A 24,576-nucleotide genomic window follows, 5' to 3' on the forward strand; every position below is an offset into this window, starting at 1 on the left:
CTGTGAAAGGGATACTGCTCGTGAGCGAAAATCGGCAAGTCCCCGCGCTGTGTACGTGGATCGAAAACGGTCCTGACGAAAGCTGGACGCTGCAGGTGGATCTTCCGGCCTCATCCATTCCCGCCGAGGCGGCTCCCGAGGACGGACAGGAGATCTTCGTCGACCTCAACGGCGTCACGAACAGACGGAATGTGCCGGGCGGAATCATGGTCCGACGCCCGGCCGGGGACGAGGGCGGCGACAGTGTCGACGGTGCCGGCGCGACGCGGTATTCGATCGAACTGGCGGTTCCGCGGGGGTATCGCGGGGCGTTGCGCTTCCTGCCCGTGCCGCGAGGACTCCAGGTCGCCGACCGTCCGACCTGGCTCGATGTCCTCGCGAAGGGTTTCGTTCCCACCGGTGATCACGGCCTGCGCACGGTCACGGACATGCGTCGAAAACAGGTCCTCGAACTCGCCGCACCCGATGCCCGGCCCTTGAACTGGACCGGTGGAGCCAGAGCGGGCGCTGGCACGAGCGGAAGGGAGGAGGAAGGGCGGTCCGACGTCGACGAACAGGTCATCACCCTCGGTTCCTCACCGAGGTGGACCTGGATCCACCGACCGCAGCGAGGTCCCGCCTCGGCGCCGGTGCTCATCGTCTTCGACGGGGAGCGGTTCATCCGCGGGGGACTGCTCGAGGCGATCGACGAGCTGGTGTCCCCGCCGTCAGCGGTCATCGCCATCGACCACGCTCCCGTCGGGGAGGGCGGCCCCGATGAGGACGCGGCCGTCGGCCAGCGCGCCGACGACCTCGTGATGAATCCGCGGTTCTGCGACGATGTCCTCGCGCTCGTCCGTCGGACCGCGCCGGACGTCAAAGCGCGGACGATCGTCGCGGGCGCCTCATATGGCGGACTGGCCGCGGCCTTCTTCTCCCTGCGGCACCCGGAAGCATTCCGCGGGATCTGCCTCTCACCGTCGTTCTGGGAATCCGACGACCAGGGAAGCCGGATCTGGGACCTCGGGCCGAGCCGATCCGACGACAGATCTGACGGCACTGACGGGGAGTCGGAGTCCCACGAGTCGGAGCCCCTCGAGGCCGTCGCGCATCCGACATTCCGTGTCGACCACGGGACCCTGGAGACGGTCATTGCAGACTCGGTCGCCGAGGCCACCGAGGAGTTCGCCGCTCGCGGCATCGATATCGTGTCTCGACCGTTTGTGGGCGGGCACGAATACCTGTGGTGGCGCGAACTCATGCTCGTCCGCCTGGCCGAAGTCCTGGCGGAATGATCCGAACGCTCACCGGCCTCGGTCACGGGGCGCCCGGAGTGGGGGGGAGCCGTCTCGGCGTGGGATTCCTGTGCCGTCGATCTCTGTCGACGATCAGCCGGAATGGCGTTCGAGGAACTCGTAGACCTCGGTGTCGTCGACTCCGGGCACGGCACCGGGCGGAACCGCGGCCAGCAGCGAGGCGTGCATGCGGGCCGACGGCAGCGCCTGATCCTCCCATTTCTCGGCCAGATCGTCCGGGGCCTGCCGGCAGCAGGACGGATCCGGGCATCCGGACTGCGAGCGGATCGGTGACTCCCGACCCTCGAACCAGCGGACGTGGGAGAACGGGACGCCGACGCTGATGGCGAAGTCGCCGCCAGGCAGCACGCGGGCTGTGCACCAGAACGATCCGTGCGGGGTATCGGTGTACTGGTAGTACGGGCTGAAGCGGTCGGCGACGCGGAAGACGGTGCGCGAGGTGAAGCGCTTGCATGCGAACTGTCCCTCGATCGCACCGAGCGGATCGGTGGGGAACGGCAGTCCGTCGTTCGAGTACGCCTTGTGGATCGTGCCGGAATTGTGGACCTTCATGAAGTGCACGGGCAGGCCGAGGTGCTCGGTGGCGAGGTTCGTGAACCGGTGGGCAGCCATCTCGTAGCCGACGCCGAACATATCGCGCAGATGCTCGACGGAGAGCACCCGCTTCTTCTTCTCCTCCTCGAGCATCGGCACGGCCGCGGACTCGGGCAGCAGGATCGCGGCAGCCAGATAGTTGGCCTCGACGCGCTGCTGGAGGAACTCGTGGAAGTCCTTCGGGGAGTCATAGCCGAGGACATGCGGAGCCAGGCTCATGAGCAGGTGCGACCGCGGATCGAAAGCGGCATCGGCATTGGGCAGATACAGGCGCTTGTTCGCGGTGTCCGAGATCGACCGAGTCGATTCTGGCAGGTCGGAGACGTAATGGAGGCTGAAACCGAGCTTCTCGGCGATGAGCGCTGTCTGCCGCTGTGACACCGTTCCGGATTCGTAGCCGACGAGGTCGAGCAGTTCCGCGGCGGTGGCCTCGAGGTCGGCGAAGTAGTTGTTCTTCTCCCTCATCCGATCCCGCAGCTCCCGGTTGGCCCGCCGTGCCTCCTCCGGGGTGGCCGCACGCCGTTCCAGAGCCTCGCCGAGCTGCCGCTGAAGACCCACGATCGCCTCGAGGGCATCCGCCGGCAGGGACTTGATCCGCACCTGAGGCAGTCCGAGGGAGGAGTACATAGGGGAGGCCTGATTGCGTTCGGCTTCGAGCTCGAGCGCCTGGCGCTCGTCGATCGGAGCGGGGTCGATGAGCTCGGAGACATCCGTCTTCAGCGCCTTCGCAATCGCGGCCAAGAGCGTGACAGAAGTTTCTCGCTTGCCGTTCTCGATCGTCGAGATCTGGGACGCCGCACGCCCCACTTCGTGCCCCAGCTCGTTGAGGGTCAAACCGCGCTTCTTGCGAAAAAATCGGATTCTTCTGCCGATGCTGAGCGGGTCGGTCTGCTGCTCTTCGCTCTCAACTTCCGCGCCAACGCTGTTCAAAGTGCCTCCCTTGGATTCTGTGGGCTGGTTCACACGATTGAGAAACAGTATGACAGAACCGCGAAATTTCTGAAACCGGAAATATCGAGATTATTCATCCGAAAAAACAATGCGAGAGCGCTTGCGGCCCCCGCAGACTGGATACATCAACAACCCCGAGAGATCGAGAAAGAGAAGGACAATGACTGAGAACACCACGCAGAACAGCTTGCACGATGCTGAAGCCATCCGCCGCGAATGGGCCACCAACGCCCGCTGGTCGGGAATCGCTCGCGACTACGAGCCCGAGGATGTCGTCAAACTGCGCGGTTCGCTGATCGAGGAGCACACGCTGGCCCGTCACGGAGCCGAGCGCCTCTGGAACCAGATCACCGCCGGCGACATCCACTCCGGTGACTACGTCAACGCCCTCGGCGCGCTGACCGGCAACCAGGCAGTCGAGCAGGTCAAGGCCGGCCTCAACGCCATCTACCTCTCCGGCTGGCAGGTCGCCGCCGACGCGAACGCCGCCGGCCAGACCTACCCCGACCAGTCCATCTACCCGGCCAACTCGGTGCCGCAGGTCGTCCGCCGCATCAACAACGCTCTGATGCGCGCCGACCAGATCGAGACCTCGGAAGGCAACAAGCAGGTCGACGACTGGTTCGCTCCGATCGTCGCCGACGCGGAAGCGGGCTTCGGCGGCTCGATCAACGTCTACGAACTCATGCGGTCGATGATCGCAGCCGGCGCTGCCGGTGTGCACTTCGAGGATCAGCTCGGTTCCGAGAAGAAGTGCGGCCACCTCGGCGGCAAGGTCCTCGTCCCGACCTCGCAGCACATCCGCACGCTCAACGCCGCCCGCCTCGCGGCCGACGTCGAGAACGTGCCCAGCCTCGTCATCGCCCGCACCGACGCCGAGGCAGCCACGCTGATGACCTCGGACATCGACGAGCGCGACCAGCAGTTCGTCACCGGTGAGCGCACCGCCGAAGGCTTCTACAAGGTTCGCAACGGCATCGAAGCAGGCATCGCACGCGGACTGTCGTTCGCTCCCTACGCGGACATGCTGTGGATGGAGACCTCCACACCTGACCTCGAAGCAGCCAAGCAGTTCGCCGAGGCGATCCACGCCGAGTACCCGGACCAGATGCTGTCCTACAACTGCTCGCCGTCGTTCAACTGGCGCAAGCACCTCGACGATGCCACCATCGCGAAGTTCCAGCGCGAGCTCGGAGCCATGGGCTACAAGTTCCAGTTCATCACCCTGGCCGGCTTCCACGCTCTGAACTACTCGATGTTCGATCTGGCCCACGGCTACGCCCGCGAGCAGATGAAGGCCTACGTCGACCTGCAGGAGCGCGAGTTCGCTGCCGAGGAGCGCGGATACACCGCGACCCGCCACCAGCGTGAGGTGGGCACCGGCTACTTCGATCTGGTGTCGACTGCACTCAACCCCGAGTCGTCGACCACCGCGCTGGCCGGCTCCACCGAAACCGCTCAGTTCCAGTGAGCCGCACCGGGTTTTCGCCCCGCTGACCAGCGGGGATGAACCCACCCAGAACCCGGGGCGGATCGGCAGTGTTTTCACGGGGTTCACATTGTCGATCCGCTCCGTCACACCACAGACGCATCGAAACCCCGCCACGATCCCACGGGAACGCTCACGAACACGGGGCAGCCGCCTCGGCGAGGATCCCCCACAGCACCAGCCGCACATTCCAGGCACACACTACGACGGGTGAGGAGAAGCCCATGTCTTACATCAAGATCAACGCGCCGCTCGAAACCGGCTTCGGCACCGTCCTTTCGGAGCCTGCTCTGACGTTCATCGCCAAGCTGCACGACGAGTTCGCCGGCACCATCTGCGACGTGCTGCGCACGCGCCGGGCCCGCGCGGCCGAGATGAACGGCGGAACCCTCCCCCGCTTCAAGCCCGAGACCGCACGCATCCGCGCCGACCGCTCCTGGTCGGTCGCCGGATCCGCCGGAGCACCCGGCCTCGAAGACCGCCGCGTGGAACTCACCGGGCCGGTCACCGAGGATGAGGTCGTGGCGGCACTGAACTCGCAGGCGAAGGTGTGGCTGGCCGATCTCGAAGACGCCACGAGCCCCACCTGGGCCAACGTCATCGGCGGACAGGTCAACCTCTTCCGCGCCATCCGCGGTCAGCTGCCCGGCGTCAACAACGACAACCAGCCGACGATCGGGCTGCGCCCCCGCGGTTGGCACCTGCCCGAGAAGCACCTGATCTACGTCGATGACAACGGAGCCGAGTTCTCGACCTCCGCAGCGCTGGTCGACTTCGGTCTCTACTTCTTCCACAATGCTCGGTACCTCATCGACAATGGTTCCGGCCCGTACTTCTACCTGCCGAAGCTCGAGTCCTCGCAGGAAGCACGCCTGTGGAACAAGGTGTTCGTCCTGGCACAGAACATGCTCGGCATCGAACGGGGCACCATCCGGGCCACCGCTCATATCGAGACGATCACCGCAGTGTTCCAGATGGAAGAGATCCTCTTCGAGCTGCGCGAGCACTGTGCAGGTCTCGAGGCCGCCGGTTGGGACTACCTGTTCTCCGTGGTGAAGAACCTGCGCAACACCACCGACTACGTTCTGCCCGACCGCGAACGTCTGACGATGGATCTGCCGCTGATGAAGGCCTTCACTGACCGGCTCGTGGCCACTTGCCACCGTCGCGGCGCACACGCGATCGGCACGATGTCCAACCTCATGGCCGATCATCCGGACCAGGAGTTCGTGGCCGCCGAGTTCGAGCGCATGCGTGAGGACAAGGCCCGCGAGGCCTGGCAGGGCTTCGACGGCACCTGGGTGGCCGACCCGGCACTGGTTCCGGCAGCGCTGGCCGTGTTCGACGCCGCTCTGGGATCAGCTCCGCACCAGCTGGAGAACAAGCGCCCCGATGTGCAGGTGACCAGCGAGAACATCCTCGACCGCACCGGCCTCGAGCCGGTCGTGACCGAAGAGGGCGTGCGGGTGAACATCCGCGTGGCCATCGGATACATGAACGAATGGCTCGGCGGCAATGGGCACGTGGCTCTGGAGAACCAGCTCGAAGACGTGTCGACGGCCGAGATCTGCCGCTCGCAGATCTGGCAGTGGATCCGCCACGAGGTGACTCTGGACAACGGTCAGCAGCTGACCACGCGTCTGGTGGAGCGTTACCTCGGAGAGGAGCTGGCTCTGATGCAGCGCCGTGCCGATGACCACTTCGATGAGGCCGTGGAGATCTTCCGTGAGACGGCGCTGGGTGAGGAGTTCGCCGAGTTCCTCACCATGCCGGCCTACACCGACCACCTGGTCGACCGGGTGTCCAAGGCCAGCGAAGCCTTCGTCGCCTAACAATTACTACCTGACGGCGGCCCAGCAACCTCGCGCGAGGTTGTTGGGCCGCCGTCAGGTAGTTCTGGGGGTGGGGTGGCGGTTACGTGACCGAAGCGTGATCCCGACGTCAACGAACCAAAGATGAGTCCATATACTGGGGGGCATGACGATTCTCATTGGCTACCTACCCGCTCCCGAGGGTGAGGCTGCTCTGCGTGCGGGTTTCGCAGAGGCCGAACTGCGGTCGAGCGCTGCCGTCGTGATCAACTCACAGCGACGAGGTGCGAGTGGGGCTCCGACCGAGATCGGTGAGGACGAGATCAAGCGGATCGTCGACCTCGGCAAGGAATCGGATGTCGACGTCGAGGTGCTCCAGCCCGATCACGAAGACGATCTGCCCGGCACGCTCAACGACCTCGCCGAGGAATACGGAGCCCAACTCATCGTCATCGGTCTGCGCAAACGCTCGGCGATCGGGAAGTTCATCCTCGGCTCGCAGGCCCAGCGCATCCTCCTCGAAGCCGAGGTCCCGGTGCTGACGGCCAAGGCCTGAGGCGACGGCCAGGGCCTGAGGCGAGGGCCTAGGCCTGAGGCGACGGCCAAGGCCGGAATCCTCGCCGAGGCGGCCCGGACCTCGGACTCAGCGCCGCGGTCCCAGCCCCCACCCCCACGCGAGGAGCTCGGCCAGCGACACCCCCGCGGCGTCGCTGAGATCCGTGATCTGCGTGCGGCACGAGTACCCGTCGGCAAGAACGACCTGCAGCCGCCCGTCCGCGCCGGATCCCGTGGCACGAGCGCGCGAAGCATCTGAGACAGCCTCCGGCGCACGATGAGCTGAAGCGCCGGTATCGGTATCGGCAACGGTGACGCTATCGGAATCGGCCCGAGCCTCCACCCCGGTGGCCCGTCCGCGTCTGCGCAGAGCCGGCAGCAGGGCCACCTCGGCGACGGCGACCGAGGTCTCGAAATGACCGTCTTCGACGCCGAAGTTCCCGGCCAGACCGCAGCACCCGCCGAGGAACTCCGTATCCGCTCCGGCCCTGGCCAACAGCTCCTTATCTGCCGCGTTGCCGAAGATCGCCGACTGGTGACAATGCGGCTGCACGAGCGCTTCGATCCCGGACAGGTCCGGCAGTTCGGCGCCGATGCTCAGCAGATACTGGGCGAGAGTCTGCACCCGGTTCGCCACCCGGTGCGAGGCCTCATCGGCGACGAGTTTGAGCGAATCATCCTTGAGCGTCGCCAAGCACGAAGGCTCGACGCCGATGATCGGCACATCCCCGGTGGCATCGAGAGCCGTGATCGTCTCCGAGAGATTCGCCTTCGCGGCATCGAGCTGACCGGTGGAGATGAGCGGCAGTCCGCAGCACACCGTCTGATCGATCACCCGCACATGCACCCCGGCCTGCTCGAGCACGGCGACGGCCGCGGCGAGGATGCGCGGAGCGAAATGGTTCGACCAGGAGTCGGCGAACAGCACGACCTCAGCGTTCGGCCGCAGCGAATCCGAGGCCGGTGACGAATCCGCGCCCGGTGACTCGGCGCTCGAGCGGGACTCGGCTTTCGAGCGGGGCTCAGCTTGGGAGTGCACCTTCGGTGCCGCCTCGGCGGTGGTGGCCCACCATTTCCTGAACGTCGTGGCCGTGAACTGCGGAATCGACCGGCGGACGTCGATGCCGGCCATCTTCTTCGCCAGCGTCGTCAGCCCCGTCAGCCCCGAGACCCGGTTGACCGCGGGTGCGAGAGGAGTGATGAGACGGGCGAGCTGCGGAAGGAACCCGAGCGAATAGTGCTTCATCGGCCGCAGCTTGCCCTTGTACGACTGGTAGAGCACCTCGGCCTTGTACGTGGACATGTCCGTGCCGGTCGGGCATTCGGTCCCGCAGGCCTTGCATGACAGGCACAGGTCAAGGGCCTCGTGCACCTCGGGGGAGTCCCAGCGAGGCTCGAGAAGATCCCCGGACACCATCTCCTGCAGCACTCGCGCACGCCCCCGCGTCGAATGCCGCTCATCCCGTGTGGCCTGGTACGACGGGCACATGATGCCGCCGCCGGCCGCCGAATCCGCACGGCACTTGCCGACCCCGGTGCACCGGTGCACCGCCGACGCGAAACCGGCGGACTCGCCTTCGTAGGCCATCGCGAGGGTTCCGGGCAGCTCCTGACGCAGCGGCAGCTGAGTGAGACGGACCGACTCGTCGAGGGCGTCCGGGTCGACGATGACACCGGGATTGAGCAGATGCTGAGGATCGAAGAGCCGCTTGACCTGGGAAAACAGGTCGAGCGCCGCCGGGGTGTACATGAGGCGCAGCAGTTCGGAGCGGGCCCGACCGTCCCCGTGCTCCCCGGAGACCGACCCGCCGTAGCGCGCGACGAGCTTCGTGGCCGCAACCATGAAATCGCGCATCACCTGCCCGCCGTTCGGATCCTCGAGCGGGAAGTCCACGCGCATGTGCAGGCAGCCGTCGCCGAAGTGCCCGTAGGGAATCGCCCACAGCCCGTGCTCCTCGAGCAGCTCCATGAGGTCATGCAGATAATCGCCGAGGTGGTCCACCGGAACCGCCGAATCCTCCCAGCCGGCGTGGGCGTCGCGCCCATCGGGGGTGCGCGAGACGAGACCTGCGCCATCGGCGCGGATCGCCCACACCTCGGCCGCGGCCCGGGCGTCGAGGACTGCGGAGTCGCGTGACGTCGATTCGGAGATGAGGCGCTGAGTCTCGGTCTCGAGCGCGGCCTCGTCCTCACCGGTGAGTTCGACGACGAGCCAGCCCGCACCCTCGGGAAGGGGCGGGACCGCCTCGGCGCCCTTGGTGTCGATGACCCGGTCGAGCATGCGCGAATCGAGGCCCTCGCAGGCGGCGACGGGGAAGTCCTTCAGCAGCGGCGCATCGTGGGCGGCGGCGACCATGTCCGCATAGCCGAGCACCACCGCCGAGGTGAAACTCGGATCCTTGACCAGGCGCATCTTCGCCGCGAGGATGACTCCCCAGGTGCCCTCGGTGCCGGCGAAGGCGCGGCGGACGTCGAAGCCGTTCTCCGGAAGGAGGGCTTCGAGTCCGTACCCGGAGACCTGGCGGGAGAATGTGCCGAAGTTCGTACGGATGGTGCCGAGGTTCTGTGCCACGAGTTCATGCAGCCGCGGGAACGTGGTGGAGGCGTCCGCGTCATCGAGGATGACGACGGTGCCGTCGATGAGCATGATCTTCAGCGCGAGAATGTTGTCGCCCGTGCGTCCGTAGCCCAGCGCCCGGGGCCCGCAGGCATTGTTGCCGATCATCCCGCCGATCGTGCAGCGGGTGTGGGTGGACGGGTCCGGGCCGAAACGCAGACCGTGCGGTTTGGCCTGTTTCTGCAGGTGGGCGTGGACGCAGCCGGACTGCACCCAGGCCGCCTGCTCATCCGGATCGAGGTCGAGGACCGCGTTCATATGGAGAGAGAAGTCGAGGACGATGCCGCGGCCGATGGCGTTGCCGGCGATCGATGTGCCGGCACCGCGGCTGGTGATGGGCACACCGAGGCGGCGCGCAACAGACAGGGCACGAGCCACCTCGCCCTCGTCGTGAGGGAAGACGATGGCGGCAGGGACTAGTCGGAAGAGCGAGGCATCGGAGGAGTACGCGGCGCGGTCGGTATCGTCGATGCTGAAATCACGGATGCCCGCGGCGCGGAACTGTTCGGCGAGTGCGGTGGGAAGCGGCGTCTGGGACTCGTCTTCGTCGACGGTCGCCCGATTCGCTCCAGTGGGATCGGCCATAGTCGTCATGTCCGCATTGTGCCACTTGGGTTGCCGGAACATCGATACCGTCCATGCCGGAACATTGCGAGCGACGGTCATCGTTGAAACCCAAGTAATGTTATATATTCGTTATCTTACGTGCTCAGAACGGTGCTGCACAGTAGCCCGAGTTCCTATATTCGGGAATTCTTGGTGTCTTGACATATTCGTGGTATCTAATGGGACTACACCAATTCGTGGCAACGGGCCACACCATGAATGCAGGGGAAGAAACCATGTCTCGTCGAGCTCGTGAATTGACAGTTGATCAGGCGGCATTAGTCGGTGCGGTCCGAAAGGTCGCACGGCAGCGCTCCAAAATCAACACCGACTATGTGATGGCGATTCTGCGCGCCCGCGAAGAAGGTGCGACCTTCGGTGCGATCGCCGAGGCGGCGGGTACCTCTTCGCAGGCCGTTCAGGAGATCGTGCGCAGGCACGGACCGGTCAAGCGCAGTGAGCCGAAGGCCGGGGTCGCTGACCCCGCCTGACCTCAGGAGCCACAGGGGAAGAACGGCATTCGCCTGCCCCCTCTGTGTCCGCACTTCCCGCGCAGAAACCAGGGCGGTGATCCTTAATCGGTATGGATCACCGCCCTTGTGTGATTCATGGACGGTCTCTGACGGTTGCGTGACCGATTCATCGAGGTGCCGGAAGCGGGAATTCTCGTTCCGGGGACAATGGCCCTGTTGGGTGAACACATTTCCGAAGTGAAATTCTGCTCGAGGCATGGAAATCGCTTCAGGATTCGACACTTCCTCTGTTTGTGAAATCACCTGGATCGAAGTGCGGTGACGGCAACCGCAGGTGCGTTTCCGGGAGGCGAGAATAGCTGTGCGATCGGAGTTCCTGAGGCCCCGGGGCGGATTAGATACAAGAAGTACATAGTCGCCGGTGTATTGCAGTCTTGTTACACAGGGGCGGACTGCGGCCGTGGGAAACGGACTGCGCGGACGGGCAGGATTCTGCCGGCGGACGCTCGGGCGAGGAGCGCGGCGGGGTGTCTAGAGTGGCCGTATGAACTCCGAGCTCGAATCCCTGCCCGCTGAGATCGTCGACCACTGTCTGCTCCGCATCGCTTCCGACCTCTCACTCATGGCGTGGGAGCAGATGCTCGCCTGGAGGCCGCTGCTCGGCGCGCGCCTCGACGCCAATGTCGTCGACACGAAGACCTCGCCGAACGACCTCGTCACTCGCGCCGACGCGCAGATCGAGGCGCTCGTGCGCGGCTACCTCAACCAAGTCAGGCCCCACGACCTCATGGTCGGCGAAGAGGGTTCGGAAGCCCTCGACCCGGTCGCATTCTTCCCTGCGGACTTCCTGCTGGGACTCAACGCATTCGATCCGGAGACCGGTGCACTCAACGAGATCGCTGACGACGGTCCGCGGCTGGAATGGCATATCGACCCGATCGACGGCACCGTCAACTATGTCCGCAGCATCGAACACCATGCCTTCTCCGTCGGCGTCTGCGCGGTGGCAGATGAGAAGGACGCCGGCCTCGGACTCGGCGACTGGCAGATCGGACTCGTCGCCTCGCCCGGGCTGGACGCTACATGGCTGGCGGCCGCGGGCCTGGGTGCCTTTCGGATCGACGGACGTCTGGCCGACCACCGCGAGACCGGTGCCGCCATACCGGCACGACGACTGCGCGGGACTCCGCCCGGGCTGTCCGGCAGGCTCCTGGCCACCGGTTTCGCCTATGCCCTGAGCAACCGCGGAGTCCAACTGTCCAAGCTCGAGAACCTCATGACCGGATACGACGACATCCGTCGCTGCGGCTCGGCCGCACTCGACCTGTGCATGGTCGCCGAGGGCCGAGTCAACGGCTACGCCGAACGCGGCCTGGGCATCTACGACTACGCAGGTGGGGCGGTCATCGTCGAAGAGGCCGGACTCAAGGTCAGTCGCGGAGGATCCGGCGGCCCGACAGCCGCCGCCGACACCCAAGACGAGGTCGACAGGCTCATCGCCGCCATCTGACCGGGGCGCAGCGGAGCCCGCCATCTGACCGGGGCGCAGCGGAGCCCACCGCCCGCCCGCACGCCCATCCGGCCCCACTTCAGGTGTGATGCAGATAACGTCACACTTCTTTGACTTTATTTTTGAAGCATAGGCTAAGCTTACTTTCAGTGTGTGCACACGCTCGACCTATTCGTTCATTCCTGAAAGTGGGACCCATGGTTTCGACTCGCCTTCAACTGAGCGCCCTGGCAGGCGTTGTCGCTCTCACCCTGGCAGGCTGCGGCTCTGCCGACTCGGATTCGGCGCAGGCCGATGACTCCGGCTCGACGATCGAGGTCGAGGACAACAACGGCAAGCAGACCGTCGCCTCCCCGCCGAAGTCCGTCGTCGCCACCGACAACCGCACGTTCCAGACCCTCAGCGACTGGGGCATCGAACTCAGCGGCGGCGCCGTCGCCCTGATGAGCGACGACCTCGACTACACTCAGGACGACTCGATCCTCGACCTCGGCAACCACCGCGAACCCGACCTCGAGAAGGTCGTCGAAGCGGGGCCCGATCTCATCGTCAACGGCCAGCGATTCGCCCAGTTCCACGACGACCTGGCCAAGCTCGCTCCCGACGCGACGGTGCTCGAACTCGATCCCCGCGACGGTGAGGACTTCGACGCCGAACTGCGCCGCCAGACCGAGGTGCTCGGCGAGGTCTTCGGCAAGCAGGACGAGGCGAAGGCGCTCGTCGACGACTTCGACGCCTCCATCGAACGTGCTCAGTCCGCCTACGACGACAGCGACAAGGTGATGGGCCTGATCACCTCGGCCGGCGACATCGGCTACGCCGCACCATCGGTCGGCCGCACCGTCGGTCCCGTCTTCGACATCCTCGATCTCGACCCGGCCCTCGAGGTCGACGAGGGCAGTGAAGACCACCAGGGCGACGACATCTCCGTCGAAGCCATCGCGAAGTCGCAGCCCGACCTCATGATCGTCCTCGACCGCGATGCCTCCTTCGCCCCAGAGGACCGCGACGAAGGTTCGGCCCCGGCCGCCGAAGTTCTCGAAGACTCCGAAGCGCTGAAGGATGTCCCTGCGATCAAGGACGACGCGATCGTCTACTTCCCCGAGGACACCTACCTCAACGAAGGCATCCAGACGTACACCGAGTTCTTCAACGACTTCGCCGACAAGCTCGAAGACCAGAAGTGATGACCCTCGCCGAGGCGGCCCGCCGTCGGAACGAAGCCCGACGCAACCGGACGGCTGAGTCCCCACAGGGAACGGCCGACCCGTCCCCAGACGGGACGGCGGTTCTGTCCCCCAGCGGGACGGCAGCCTCGCCCCCACGTGGGGCCGCCTCGGCGAATACACCCCTGTTCGGATGGCCGCTTGTGCTGGGCATCCTCGGGGTCGCCATCCTCCTCGCGATCTCGCTGCTCACCGGCGTCTATGACGTCTTCGGCGGCGACGGCGGGGCAGAGATGTTCCAGATCACGCGGATCCCGCGCACGATCGCCCTCGTCCTGGCCGGTGCCGCCATGGCGATGTGCGGACTGGTCATGCAGCTGCTGACCCAGAACCGCTTCGTCGAACCGACGACGACCGGCACCACCGAATGGGCGGGACTGGGGCTCATGCTCACCGTCATCATCTACCCCGATGCCTCGATCGTGGCGCGGATGGTCGGGGCGATCATCGCCGCGTTCATCGGCACCCTCGTCTTCTTCGTCTTTCTCCGCCGCGTGTCCCTGAAGTCCTCGCTCATCGTGCCCATCGTCGGCATCATGCTCGGCGCCGTCGTCGGCGCCGTCTCGACATTCATCGCGGTGCAGACGGACATGCTCCAATCCCTGGGCATCTGGTTCGCCGGCAGCTTCACCTCGATCCTGCGGGGCCAGTACGAGACCCTGTGGATCGTCGCGGCCGTCGTCGTCGCCATCTTCGTTCTCGCCGACCGCTTCACCGTGGCAGGTCTCGGCAAGGAGATCGCCACCAACGTCGGCCTCAACTACAACCAGATCCTGCTGCTGGGCACCGTGTTCGTGGCGATTGCGACCGGAGTGGTCACCGTCGTCGTCGGCAACCTGCCGTTCCTCGGCCTCATCGTGCCCAACATCGTCTCGCTCATCCGCGGCGACGACCTGCGCTCGAATCTGCCGTGGGTGTGCCTGCTCGGCATCGCGATCGTCACCATCTGCGACCTCATCGGCCGCATCATCGTCATGCCCTTCGAAGTGCCCGTGTCCCTCATCCTCGGCGTCGTCGGAGCGGCCGTGTTCGTCGCCCTGCTGCTGCGTCAGCGGAAGGTCGGGTGAGTGCCGATGCGAGCGAAGGACGAATCCCCGGTCGACACCGGCACCGAGGCGGCCGACCCGACCGCGGCCACCGTCGTGAACGGCGGGGATCGGTCCACCGGCACCGAGGCGGTCGACCGAGATCGTCCCGCTGTCATTGACCCGACCGGCACGGATCGTTCCGGTGCGGGCGCACGGGTCGTTCGGCCGCCTCGGCGAGGGTCTTCGCCCGCTCAGCGGTCGTCGGGTCCGCTGCCGACGGCGAAGTCCGTGCGGCGGTACTGGACGATGATCATCGTGCTGTCGGTCGCCTCGGCGGGGATCGCTCTGGGCATCCTGGCCTGGGACAACCCGATGCCGATCACGGACCCGGGGTTCTGGCTGATCGCGGAGCTGCGGCTGACGAACCTCGTCGTCATCGCCCTGGTCGCGCTGTGCCAGTCGTTCGGCACGGTCGCCTTCCAGACGGTGACGAACAACCGGATCATCACGCCCTCGATCATGGGATTCGAGTCCCTCTACGTCGCGATCCAGACCTCGGCGATGTACTTCTTCGGGGTCACGGCGATCGTCGAGCTCAAGGGACTCGTGCCCTTCGTCGTCCAACTCATTCTCATGGTCGGGCTGTCGCTGGCGCTCTACGGGTGGCTGCTGTCGGGGCGGCATTCCTCGGTGGCGCTCATGCTGCTCATCGGCGTGGTCATCGGCGGCGGACTCGGATCGGTGGCGACATTCATGCAGCGGACGCTGACTCCGAGCGAATTCGACATCCTCTCCGCCCGCCTGTTCGGGTCGATCTCGAATTCGGATTCGAGCTACCTGCCGGTGTCGATCCCGCTGTGTGTGCTGGCCTGCCTCGGACTCTACCTCTGCTCCTCACGCCTGAATGTGGTGGCCCTGGGGCGGGACATGACGAGCAACCTGGGACTCAACTTCAAGGGCGAACTCATCAGAGTCCTCTTCTTCGTCTCCATCCTCATGGCGGTGTCCGTGTCGATGATCGGACCGATGGTCTTCCTCGGCTTCCTCGTCGCGATGCTCGCCTACCAGTTCGCCGACACCTATGACCACAAGCGTCTCTTCCCGATGGCCGCCCTCCTCGGGTTCGTCGTCCTCGGTGGGGCGTACTTCGTCATGAAGAACATCTTCTACGCCGAGGGGGTCGTGTCGATCATCATCGAGATCGTCGGCGGCGGCGCCTTCCTGCTCGTCATCCTGCGAAAGGGGCGCCTGTGATCACGCTCGAATCGGTCCGCAAATCCTACGACGACGAGGTCTCGATCGGACCCGTCGACCTGCAGATCCCGGCCGGGGGAGTCACCGCCCTGGTCGGGCCGAACGGTGCGGGGAAGTCGACGCTGCTGACGATGATCGGGCGGCTGCTCGGGCTCGATTCCGGAGCGATCTCGGTGGCCGGTTTCGATGTGTCGTCGACGAAGTCGAAGGACCTGGCGAAGATCGTATCCATCCTGCGGCAGGAGAACCACTTCATCACTCGGCTGACGATTCGGCAGCTCGTCGGCTTCGGTCGCTTCCCGCATTCGAAGGGACGCCTGACGGCTGCCGATGAGGAAGTCATCTCGCAGGCGATCGACTTCCTCGAGCTCGGTGAGCTGGAGAACCGATTCATCGACGAGCTCTCCGGCGGGCAGCGGCAGCGTGCCTATGTGGCGATGGTGCTGGCACAGGACACCGACTACGTGCTGCTCGATGAGCCGCTGAACAATCTCGACATGAAGCGATCGGTGCAGATGATGCAGCACCTGCGCCGGGCGGCGGCCGAGATGGGCAGGACTATCGTCATCGTCCTCCACGACATCAACTTCGCCGGTCACTACGCCGACCACATCTGTGCGGTCAAAGACGGTGCGGTGGTCGAGTTCGGCACGCCCGAGGAGATCATGACCGGTGAGGTGCTGTCCCGGGTGTTCGACACCCCGGTCGACGTCGTCGACGGCCCTCGAGGCCCGCTGGCGGTGTATTTCTGAGTCCGGGCCGGGTGATGGGGACTTCTGATGCATCTGGTTGTGTGCTGCGGAGCATCGTCCGCGCGTGTGACTCTGCCCGTGTGGTTGCCGGGGTGGTCGGCAGCTGCGAACGTCCGGTGCCCTGCCCTGGCCGCCCTGGCGAGGGCGGTGCCGTGCCCTGGCCGCTCTGGCGAGGGCGGTCGCTGCGACAAGGCGCGGTAGGAGCAGACTTTCTGCGCCGAAAGAGCGTCGAAAGAGCACCGATCAGCGTCTCGATTGCACGCTCATCGCCCATTGAGGCAACTTTCGGGCGCTCATCGCCTTTTGACCGAATCATCGAGTTCGAACCCGATGCATCGATCAAAAGGCGATGACGGTTCGGACGAAAGTCGATCACGGATGGCGCAAAAGGCGATTACTGGACTAGCGCTTACGTGGACTGAGTTCTCACCCGCGCACCAGACACTGTGGAAGACCTGCTCGTCCGGCGACTTGCGAGAATCCAGACAGCCGGTGCGAGCTTCGGTTCCGACGGACGGAACCCATCGCAGCGGTGCTCAGCAGGTGCGTGATCTCAGAAATTCTTGAGCCAAGACGGTTCTCAGCGGCCTGTGGAGAAGAACTCGACTCGTCCGTCGTTGACTTGTGGACGACGAAACGTTGTCCACGACCCTGGCGCAGGGGCTTCTGAACTCGGGCCGCTGATGCCGATACTCGCCAGATGAAGAACACGATCTATCGCGAAGAATTCAGTGCCGCCGGCATCTCTTCCAACACGATCAAGAGTGCGTTGGACTGTTGTCTTATTCGACTCTGCCGCGGAGTGTACTCGGTGATCCGCGAGTGCCGAGTGAAAGACCACAGCCGAATTGCGGCATTGATCAGCGACATCGACTGGATCAGCTTCCATGTCGACAGAACTCCGGCCGACTTGAAGCATGATTTCAGGTACCAGACTCAGCTCCGTGCCCTTCGGATTCGCAGCTATCGCTGGTATCGACCAGAGGATGTGATCGTTGGCAAGTCGGCAGCGGTCCTCCACGGAATCCCTCTGTACAAGGACACATCGAAAGCGATCACGGTCAGACACCCGCGGAGCAATTCGCACACGAAGGAGATCATCCGTGTACGGGGCGAGGTTCCCGCAGAGGATCAGGTCCGATTCGGTCATCTGACGGCCACCTCGGCGGTCAGGACGGCCTTGGACCTCATTCGGATTTCGGGACAACGTGAAGCTTTTGCAGCCATGGAATGGGTGCTGCGTCAGATGACGACCGCTCAATTCCCTGGCGTCAATCCCAAATTCGGGTATACGGAGAAGTTTCAGGCCGAGGCACGTCGAATTGTCGCGACGGCGTTTTGCCCTGCGGTTGCTCGCATGCGGTCGGGCCAGGTCACCGCGCAGCGGATGGTTGATGCGATCGATCCGTTCTCAGAGAGTCCTGCCGAGAGCAACTGCCGATTCAACCTCATCGCCTTGAATCTGACGGGGTTCGAACAGCAGATCGAAGTCCGAGACAGCAAAGGCTTCATAGCGCGAGTGGATTTTCTCAACGAACAGGCGCGAACGATCCTCGCGGTCGACGGAAGTGAGAAATACGCTCTGGTGGGACCCTCGCTGATCCGGAGAGAAGGCGAACAGCACAACCGGCTTCTCAGTCTGGGGTATAAGGTCATCCATCTGAGTTTCGACGACGTATTCAGGCTCAACGACTTCCGGGACAAGATCTTCACACAAGTGCCGGAGCTGAAGCAGATGGTCGGGAGTCCCCACGGATGATGCAGAGCTCGCGCATCGACTTTTGTGCCGCTGAGCATCGAGTTTTGTACGGTCGGGTATCGAGTTTTGTGTGGTGCATCGAGTTTTTTTACCGATGATCTGATCAGAAAGCGATTATTCGCCGAGGAGGCCGCTGAGTGACGACGCCTCGGCACTCGGTGAGGGCGCCGTTCAGTGCCAATTCCTGCGTCGGCCTCCATTGGCCACTCGAAGAGAACGGCGCTGATGTTCGTGACCGCCGGATCCTTTTCGCGGCCTTCCTCAACCAAAGTGAGGACGCGGAAGGCGGCTGCGCTTTCGGTCTGAGCAGACCCGGCGGCCTCCTCTATTTGTCGTCTGCCTCGACGGCCGGCCGGATCGTCACCCAACGGCGCACTGCCAGCACGAGTGCGGCGATGAGCCCCACGATGAGCAGTCCGTCAGCAACGATGTAGAGCAGATGCAAGGACGACCCACCCTCGTCGACGCCGGCGAGAACCGCATCCGTGCGCTGATTGAGCAGCGGCCGAATGACGATGACCTTGACGATGAGCACTCCGATGAGCCCGCATGCCACACTGCGGTAGACACGATCGACACCCGACTTCAGCAGCGCCCACAGCAGGATCACGGCGATGACGAGCTCGACCCAGTTCATCACTCCGAACACCAGCCGACCGATGCCCAGCCCCAGCGGGATCGTGATGCCGGGGGCTGTGAACTTCAGCGGCGCTTCGATGAGCGAGATGCCGATGATGAGCCCGAGCCAGACGGCGGGCAAGATGATCCGAGCGCTCGCCGCCAGCCGCGAGTCATCGGTGCTGAAGAAGTGAGTCATGTCTTTAATTCTACTCCTCGTAGAAAAGACGGGCTGCGCCCTCACCTTCGCCCACCAATTACTACCTGACGGCGGCGCAGCAACCTCGCGCGAGGTATCTGGGCCGCCGTCAGGTAGCAAGGGAGGGGTGGTGATCGGACCACTCAGCGACTTCGCCGCACCCGCTCTAAACTGGTGTCCATGCGTCTGTTCTCCAACGCCGTGGTGCGCACTTTCGCACCCCGAGCCGCCTCGAGTGCCCCCGCCTTGAGTACCCCCGACTCGAACACCCCTGCGTCGATCGCATCCGACCCGAGCGAATCGAACACAGACAAGGCCCCCGCCCCGACCTCCGCCCCGACCTTCGACCTCACACAGGCGGCCCCGGATGCGATCCTCGTCGATGGGGAGACCATCGTGGCCATCGGCACCCGGGCCGAACTTCTCGACATCGCCGCCGCGGAATCGTCGACGACGGCGGCGCTCGCCTCGGCGGGTGGAGTCGGTGCCACTACGGTCATCCCCGGCCTCGAGATCGACGAGATCGACTGCGGCGGGCAGGTCATTCTGCCCGGATTCGTCGACGGCCACATCCACTCGATCATGTACGCCGATTCGCTCACCGACCTCGACCTGTCCCAGACGAAATCGCTCGCCGAGGCGGTCGAGGCCATCCGCGAACGCGCCGATTCGCTTCCGGTGGGCACCTGGGTGGTCGGCTCCGGCTGGGACCTCAACAAGTGGGAGGACCCGTCCTATCCGGACCGGGAACTCCTCGACGCCGAGGTTCCCGACCACCCCGTGGCGATGTGGTCACTCGACCTGCACACCCTGTGGGTCAACGCCCACGCCCTCGAGATCGCCGGCATCGACTCCACGACCGATGACCCCTCGGGCGGCAGCTTCGTCCACGACGACGACGGCCAGCTCACCGGTCTGGTGCGCGAAGACGCCACTGACCTCGTCGCCCGCTTCATCCCCGAACCCAGCCGCGAGGACCAGGTCGAACGGCTGGCCACCACCCAGGAACTCTTCTTGTCCCAGGGCCTGACCGGGATCCATGACTTCGACGGCATCTCCGCGACACTGGGGTGGAACGACCTGCACGAAGCCGGTCGACAGGACATGCGGGTCACGCTGTTCCTCCGCTCACCCGAGGTGCCGTGGGCGATCGAAACCGGGTGGCACACCGGCGACGGCGACGACTGGCTGCAGTGCGGCGGACTGAAGCTGTTCTCCGACGGGGCACTCGGCTCGCACACCTCGCACATGTCCTCACCGTTCCCCGAAACCGACGGCGAGACCGAGAACTTCGGCATCGCGCAGATGACCGAGGACGAACTCTTCGAGCAGGCGCACATCGCCACCGAGGCGGGCATCTCCGTGGCCATCCACGCCATCGGCGACCAGGCGAACCACCATGTGCTCGCCGTCTACGACCGCCTGCGGGAAACGACGAAGGCCGCGGAGGAGAAGTTCGGCCGACCCCTGCGTCACCGCGTCGAACACGCCCAGTTCATCCAACCGTCCGACGTCGCCCGATTCGCCGAGCTCGGGGTGCTCGCGTCCATGCAGCCACGCCACTGCATCTCCGATCTGCACCTGCTCCACCTCATCGACGAGTCCGCGCAGCTGGCCGCCTATGCCTGGCCGGACCTGCTCAAGGCGGGCGCGCACGTCGTCTTCGGCTCCGACGGACCCGTCGAACCCGCCAACCCCTTCGCCGCGATCTATGCGGCGATGACCAGGGCGGACATCTCCGGTGACGCGTCGACGACCTTCCAGCCGCACCGCCGCCTGAGTGCCGTCGAGGCCATCCGTCTGCACACTCAGGGACCGGCCTTCGCCGCCGGCCTCGAGGACCGGCGCGGATATCTGGCACCGGGCATGGACGCCGACTTCATCCTCGTCGACACCGACCCATGCGTGGCCGAAGGTCTCAGCGTTGACCACCCGAGTGTCGCCGCGCGCGCCGCTGCCGGTGTGACCGCCGAGGCGGCCCCGCAGTCGAGCGACCCTACCCTCTCACAATCGTCGGCCGACGGGCTCCTCGGCTACGCTTCCGAGGAAGCCCTGTTCGCCCACGCCGAGGCGATCCGCGACACCCGAGTCGCGCTCACCGTCGTCGGCGGCGAAATCAGATACCGCGCCTGACCTCGCCGAGGCGGCCGGCCGCCTCGGCGATGGGCGGGGCCCGCACTGCCCGCCCCCTCGACCGACCGCTCCCTCGACCAACCGACAAGGACGTCCCCGCATGCCCCGCTCGTTCCTGGCCCAGGCTCGCAAGGTCGATGAGGCGACCCCGGATTCTCGCAGCCGCGAGGTCGACTTCCTCCGCGCCGCGGCGATCACCGTCGTCGTGCTCGGCCACTGGACGATCATCGCCGTCAGCGCCACCGACGGCATCGAACCTCACGGATTGCTCGACCAGGCCAGGTGGACGCACCCTCTGACCTGGGTGTTCCAGGTGATGCCGATCTTCTTCCTCGTCGGCGGCTACTCCAACGCCCTGTCGTGGCGTTCGGCCAGGCGGCGACAGACCGGCTACGCCGAGTGGCTGCGGGCACGCCTGCGGCGCCTCGGGCTTCCGCTCATCCCGCTGCTGCTCGTCTGGCTGGCCACCTGCGTCATCGCCCTGGCCGCCGGCGCCGAACCCGCCTCGGTCCAGCTGGCCTCCCAGATGGCACTCGTGCCGACCTGGTTCCTCGCCGCGTACCTGCTCGTCGTCATCGTCGCCCCACCATGTCTGATCCTGTGGGAGCGATGGGGCTGGTGGTCGATCATCGCCGGCATCGGCTTGGCCGGCATCATCGACCTCATCAGCATTGTCACCGAGAGCACTCTCGCCGGCTATCCGAACTATCTGCTCGTCTGGGCGAGCTTCCACCAGTTCGGCTACGCCTGGCTCGACGGCCGACTCTCCAGCATCAAGCGCTGCCTGCTGCTCTTCGTCATCGGCGCCGCCGGGCTCGGGCTCCTCGTCGGCTTCGGCCCGTACCCGGTGTCGATGATCACCGCAGGCACCGACACGATCTCGAATTCCGCCCCGACCCGAGTGACGATGGCCTTCCTCGGGATGGCTCAGGCCGGAATCGTGCTCATGCTTAGGCGTCCGCTGGCCGCACTGCTGCGCAGCCCCGGACTGTGGTTCCTCACGGTGCTCGTCAATCAGCGCATCATGACCTGGTTCCTCTGGCACCTGACGGCACTGACGGCCCTGGCCAACGTCCTCATCGGCCTCGACGCGAATGCCCTGCTGCCGACTCCGCTGTCCGGAATCTGGTGGCTCACCCGTCCGCTGTGGGCACTCGTTCTGCTGGCGATCACCGGGGTGCTCGTGGCGATCTTCGGCCGGTTCGAAACGCCTGCGCCCGACGAGCGTCCCGCACCGCCCGTGTGGATGCCGATCGCCGCCTCGGCCGCTATCTGTGCGGGCCTGGCGATCATGGCCGACACCGGAATGGTCGACGGCCACGGGGTCACCTGGATCTGGCCGCTGCTGCCGCTCATCGGCATGGTCGCCTTCGGCGTCGTCCGCCTGCCCGGACGGCGATCCGCGAAGAGCTGACATTCGCCGAGGCGGCCCATCCGCTGCACGAGGAATTCGGAGGGAGAGAAGTGTTGATTTCCTCGTCCGAAATCATCATTCTTCTCCCTCCGAATCGACGTGCCCAGGATCAGATGTTGCGGCCGCCGGAGATCTCGGTGACGGTGCCGGTGGGGTAGCTCGACAGGCCGGAGGCCAGGAACAGCACCACGGAGGCGACCTCTTCGGGTTCGCCGGGACGTCCGAGCGGGATCTCGGCGAGCTTCGAGTCGATCGCGTGCTGCGGCATGGCCGCGGTCATGGCGGTGTTGATGAAGCCGGGCTGGATCGCGTTGATGCGGATGTTCTTGAACGCGACCTCCTTAGCTACGGCCTTCGTCATGCCGACGATGCCGGCCTTCGCCGCGGAGTAGTTCGACTGTCCGGGGTTGCCGACCTTCCCGCTGATCGACGACACGTTGATGATCGAGCCGCCGCGATCCTGCTCGCGCATGAGCGCGGTCGCGACCTTGAGCCCGTTCCATGTGCCGCGCAGGTGGACGGAGATGACGTCGTCGAACTGCTGCTCGGTCATCTTCCGGATCGTCGCATCGCGGGTGATGCCGGCGTTGTTGACCCAGATGTCGATACCGCCGAATGCGGTCGTGGCCGCCTCGGCGAGCTTTTCGACGGCCTGGAGGTCGGAGACGTTGCACACGGCGCCGGTGGCGACGCCGTCTCCGCCGAGTTCGACCACGGCCGCCTGCAGGCTCTCCTCATTCGTATCGGCGAGAACGACCTTCGCTCCGGAGTCGACGAGGCTGCGGGCCATCGCCAGGCCGAGGCCCTGGGCTCCGCCGGTGACGACGGCGACCTTGCCGGCAAGCAGGCCGGGGACGGCGGTGACTCCGCCGGTGTCGGTGACGGTGATGCCGGTGTTCGCTGCGATGGTGTCGGTCATGGTGATTCCTTTCGTTCGTGGATGACCAGGCGGTCGTGGGTGACCGGCGGTCGTGGGTGACTAGGCGGTCGTGGGTGACCAGGGCGGGGCCGGACCTCGCCGAGGCGGCCCGTGCCATTGGTCGTGAAGAATACGGTACGTGCAGCTCAGAGGTTGAACTGCGGTTTGTGTGCGCCACCCAGCAGCTGCTTGGCGACGACGACGCGCTGGACCTCGGAGGTTCCTTCGTAGATGCGGAAGAGGCGGGCGTGGCGGTAGAAGCGTTCGACCGCGGACTCGCGCATATAGCCCATGCCGCCCTGGATCTGCACGCCCTTGTCGGCGACGCGGGCCAGTGCTTCGGAGGCGAAGAGCTTCGCCGAGGAGGGGCCGAGCTTGCGATCGGCCTCGGCGTCCCAGCGCCCAGCGGCCGCGAGGACGAGGGCCTTGGCGGCGGCGACGTCGGTGTAGATATCGGCGAGCATTGCCTGGACGAGCTGGAACCGGGCGATCGGCTCGCCGCCCTGTTTCGCCTCGGCGGCGAAGCGCACGGATTCGTCGAGGATGCGGATCGACTGTCCGACGCAGATCGCGGCGATGTGCAGGCGGCCCTTGTTGAGCGAGGCCATGGCCGCGTAGAAGCCCTTCTCCTCCTCGCCGCCGATGAGGTTGGCGGCAGGCACGCGCACGTCGTCGAAGAAGATCTCCGAGGTCCAGGCGCCGGCCTGACCCATCTTGTGATCGTGTGGGCCGACGGTCACGCCTTCGGACTTCGTGGGCACGAGGAAGACCGAGATGCCCTTCGAACCGGTGGCGTTCGGATCGGTGCGGGCGAAGACCATGAGCACATCGGAGGCCTCGGCGTTGGTGATGAACCGCTTGGAGCCGTTGATGATGTAGTCGTCGCCGACGCGTTCGGCCTTCGTCCGCAGACCCGAGGGGTCGGAGCCGGCCTCGGATTCGGTCAGCGCAAAGGAGGCGACGAGCTCTCCGGAGGCCAGACGAGGCAGCCACTCGGACTTCTGCTCAACGGTGCCGTAGTTGACGAGCACCTGCCCGGCGATGCCGTTGTTCGTGCCGAACAGGGACCGGAAGGACGGGGTCGTGTAGCCGAGTTCCATGGCGAGCAGCGCGTCCTGTTCGGCGCCCAGTCCGAGGCCGCCGTACTCCTCGGGCAGGGCCCAGCCGAAGAGCCCCATCTCCGCGGATTCCCTGATGATCGCCTCGGGGAAGGCGTCGGTCTCCTCGACCTGGGTTTCGAGGGGAACGACCTTCTCACGGACGAACTCGCGGACGGCTGACAGGATGTCGTCGAGTTCTGAGTTGTCCATTGCTGTGTCTCCTTCACATGGTGGACGGATAGGAATGGTGCAGATCATCGCCGAGGTGGCGCT

The 24,576-nt window shown here is 65.4% G+C and carries 19 protein-coding genes; 14 read left to right on the forward strand and 5 right to left on the reverse strand.

What is annotated here, in order from left to right; genetic code table 11:
• Positions 1-20: 20 nt before the first annotated feature.
• Positions 21-1,274: an alpha/beta hydrolase gene (locus BLIN9172_RS09105; protein WP_145997944.1), complete on the forward strand. Its 1,254-nt coding sequence runs from the start codon at positions 21-23 to the stop codon at positions 1,272-1,274.
• A 93-nt stretch (positions 1,275-1,367) separates the two neighbouring features.
• Here the strand turns inward: BLIN9172_RS09105 and BLIN9172_RS09110 are convergent, their stop codons facing one another.
• The gene (locus BLIN9172_RS09110; RefSeq protein WP_308297806.1) at positions 1,368-2,723 is read right to left on the reverse strand and encodes an ImmA/IrrE family metallo-endopeptidase; all 1,356 of its coding nucleotides are present in this window, start codon (positions 2,721-2,723) and stop codon (positions 1,368-1,370) included.
• On the opposite strand from BLIN9172_RS09110, the gene BLIN9172_RS18100 reads away from it, so the two are divergent.
• The 4 genes from BLIN9172_RS18100 to BLIN9172_RS09125 all read left to right on the forward strand — a co-directional run bounded on the left by BLIN9172_RS18100 (position 2,700) and on the right by BLIN9172_RS09125 (position 6,696).
• Entirely contained in the window at positions 2,700-3,008 is a 309-nt protein-coding gene (locus BLIN9172_RS18100; protein WP_170286870.1) for a hypothetical protein, read from the forward strand. The genes BLIN9172_RS09110 and BLIN9172_RS18100 overlap by 24 nt on opposite strands.
• Positions 3,001-4,311 carry an isocitrate lyase gene (gene aceA / locus BLIN9172_RS09115; protein ID WP_101554785.1) on the forward strand — a complete coding sequence of 437 codons (1,311 nt, stop codon included), beginning with the start codon at positions 3,001-3,003 and terminating at the stop codon, positions 4,309-4,311. The genes BLIN9172_RS18100 and aceA overlap by 8 nt, the downstream gene beginning before the upstream one ends.
• A 242-nt stretch (positions 4,312-4,553) precedes the next feature.
• Positions 4,554-6,161: a malate synthase A gene (gene aceB / locus BLIN9172_RS09120; RefSeq protein WP_101554786.1), complete on the forward strand. Its 1,608-nt coding sequence runs from the start codon at positions 4,554-4,556 to the stop codon at positions 6,159-6,161.
• 145 nt (positions 6,162-6,306) lie between these two features.
• Positions 6,307-6,696: a universal stress protein gene (locus tag BLIN9172_RS09125; protein WP_101554787.1), complete on the forward strand. Its 390-nt coding sequence runs from the start codon at positions 6,307-6,309 to the stop codon at positions 6,694-6,696.
• 87 nt (positions 6,697-6,783) lie between these two features.
• Here the strand turns inward: BLIN9172_RS09125 and BLIN9172_RS09130 are convergent, their stop codons facing one another.
• Positions 6,784-9,906, reverse strand: a complete 3,123-nt coding sequence (locus tag BLIN9172_RS09130) for an FAD-binding and (Fe-S)-binding domain-containing protein (RefSeq protein WP_240812004.1) — start codon at positions 9,904-9,906, stop codon at positions 6,784-6,786.
• A 227-nt stretch (positions 9,907-10,133) separates the two neighbouring features.
• On the opposite strand from BLIN9172_RS09130, the gene BLIN9172_RS09135 reads away from it, so the two are divergent.
• The 7 genes from BLIN9172_RS09135 to BLIN9172_RS09165 all read left to right on the forward strand — a co-directional run bounded on the left by BLIN9172_RS09135 (position 10,134) and on the right by BLIN9172_RS09165 (position 17,920).
• Positions 10,134-10,409, forward strand: coding sequence for a hypothetical protein (locus tag BLIN9172_RS09135; RefSeq protein ID WP_145998890.1), 276 nt, complete (start codon positions 10,134-10,136; stop codon positions 10,407-10,409).
• Between the two features lie 526 nt (positions 10,410-10,935).
• Positions 10,936-11,901 (forward strand): inositol monophosphatase family protein, encoded by a 966-nt coding sequence (locus tag BLIN9172_RS09140; RefSeq protein ID WP_101554790.1) that lies wholly within the window; start codon positions 10,936-10,938, stop codon positions 11,899-11,901.
• 197 nt (positions 11,902-12,098) lie between these two features.
• Positions 12,099-13,088 (forward strand): siderophore ABC transporter substrate-binding protein, encoded by a 990-nt coding sequence (locus BLIN9172_RS09145; RefSeq protein WP_101554791.1) that lies wholly within the window; start codon positions 12,099-12,101, stop codon positions 13,086-13,088.
• Positions 13,088-14,194, forward strand: coding sequence for an ABC transporter permease (locus tag BLIN9172_RS09150; RefSeq protein WP_101554792.1), 1,107 nt, complete (start codon positions 13,088-13,090; stop codon positions 14,192-14,194). Before BLIN9172_RS09145 ends, BLIN9172_RS09150 begins: the two co-directional genes overlap by 1 nt.
• Positions 14,195-15,409, forward strand: a complete 1,215-nt coding sequence (locus BLIN9172_RS09155; RefSeq protein WP_240812005.1) for an iron chelate uptake ABC transporter family permease subunit — start codon at positions 14,195-14,197, stop codon at positions 15,407-15,409.
• The gene (locus BLIN9172_RS09160) at positions 15,406-16,161 is read left to right on the forward strand and encodes an iron ABC transporter ATP-binding protein (protein ID WP_101554793.1); all 756 of its coding nucleotides are present in this window, start codon (positions 15,406-15,408) and stop codon (positions 16,159-16,161) included. Before BLIN9172_RS09155 ends, BLIN9172_RS09160 begins: the two co-directional genes overlap by 4 nt.
• 700 nt (positions 16,162-16,861) lie before the next feature.
• Complete coding sequence (locus BLIN9172_RS09165; RefSeq protein WP_101554794.1) at positions 16,862-17,920, forward strand: RAP domain-containing protein; 1,059 nt, start codon at positions 16,862-16,864, stop codon at positions 17,918-17,920.
• Between the two features lie 325 nt (positions 17,921-18,245).
• Here the strand turns inward: BLIN9172_RS09165 and BLIN9172_RS09170 are convergent, their stop codons facing one another.
• Positions 18,246-18,737, reverse strand: coding sequence for a hypothetical protein (locus BLIN9172_RS09170; RefSeq protein ID WP_101554795.1), 492 nt, complete (start codon positions 18,735-18,737; stop codon positions 18,246-18,248).
• 180 nt (positions 18,738-18,917) lie between these two features.
• On the opposite strand from BLIN9172_RS09170, the gene BLIN9172_RS09175 reads away from it, so the two are divergent.
• The gene (locus BLIN9172_RS09175; protein ID WP_101554796.1) at positions 18,918-20,870 is read left to right on the forward strand and encodes an amidohydrolase; all 1,953 of its coding nucleotides are present in this window, start codon (positions 18,918-18,920) and stop codon (positions 20,868-20,870) included.
• A 100-nt stretch (positions 20,871-20,970) separates the two neighbouring features.
• Positions 20,971-22,284 (forward strand): acyltransferase family protein, encoded by a 1,314-nt coding sequence (locus BLIN9172_RS09180; protein ID WP_101554797.1) that lies wholly within the window; start codon positions 20,971-20,973, stop codon positions 22,282-22,284.
• Positions 22,285-22,393: 109 nt separating this feature from the next.
• On the opposite strand, the gene fabG is transcribed toward BLIN9172_RS09180, so the two are convergent.
• Positions 22,394-23,203, reverse strand: coding sequence for a 3-oxoacyl-ACP reductase FabG (gene fabG, locus BLIN9172_RS09185; protein ID WP_101554798.1), 810 nt, complete (start codon positions 23,201-23,203; stop codon positions 22,394-22,396).
• A gap of 146 nt (positions 23,204-23,349) precedes the next feature.
• Positions 23,350-24,513, reverse strand: a complete 1,164-nt coding sequence (locus BLIN9172_RS09190; protein ID WP_101554799.1) for an acyl-CoA dehydrogenase family protein — start codon at positions 24,511-24,513, stop codon at positions 23,350-23,352.
• Between the last annotated feature and the right edge of the window lie 63 nt (positions 24,514-24,576).

It is taken from the genome of Brevibacterium linens ATCC 9172 (assembly GCF_900169165.1).
In the GTDB taxonomy this organism is placed as follows: domain Bacteria; phylum Actinomycetota; class Actinomycetes; order Actinomycetales; family Brevibacteriaceae; genus Brevibacterium; species Brevibacterium linens.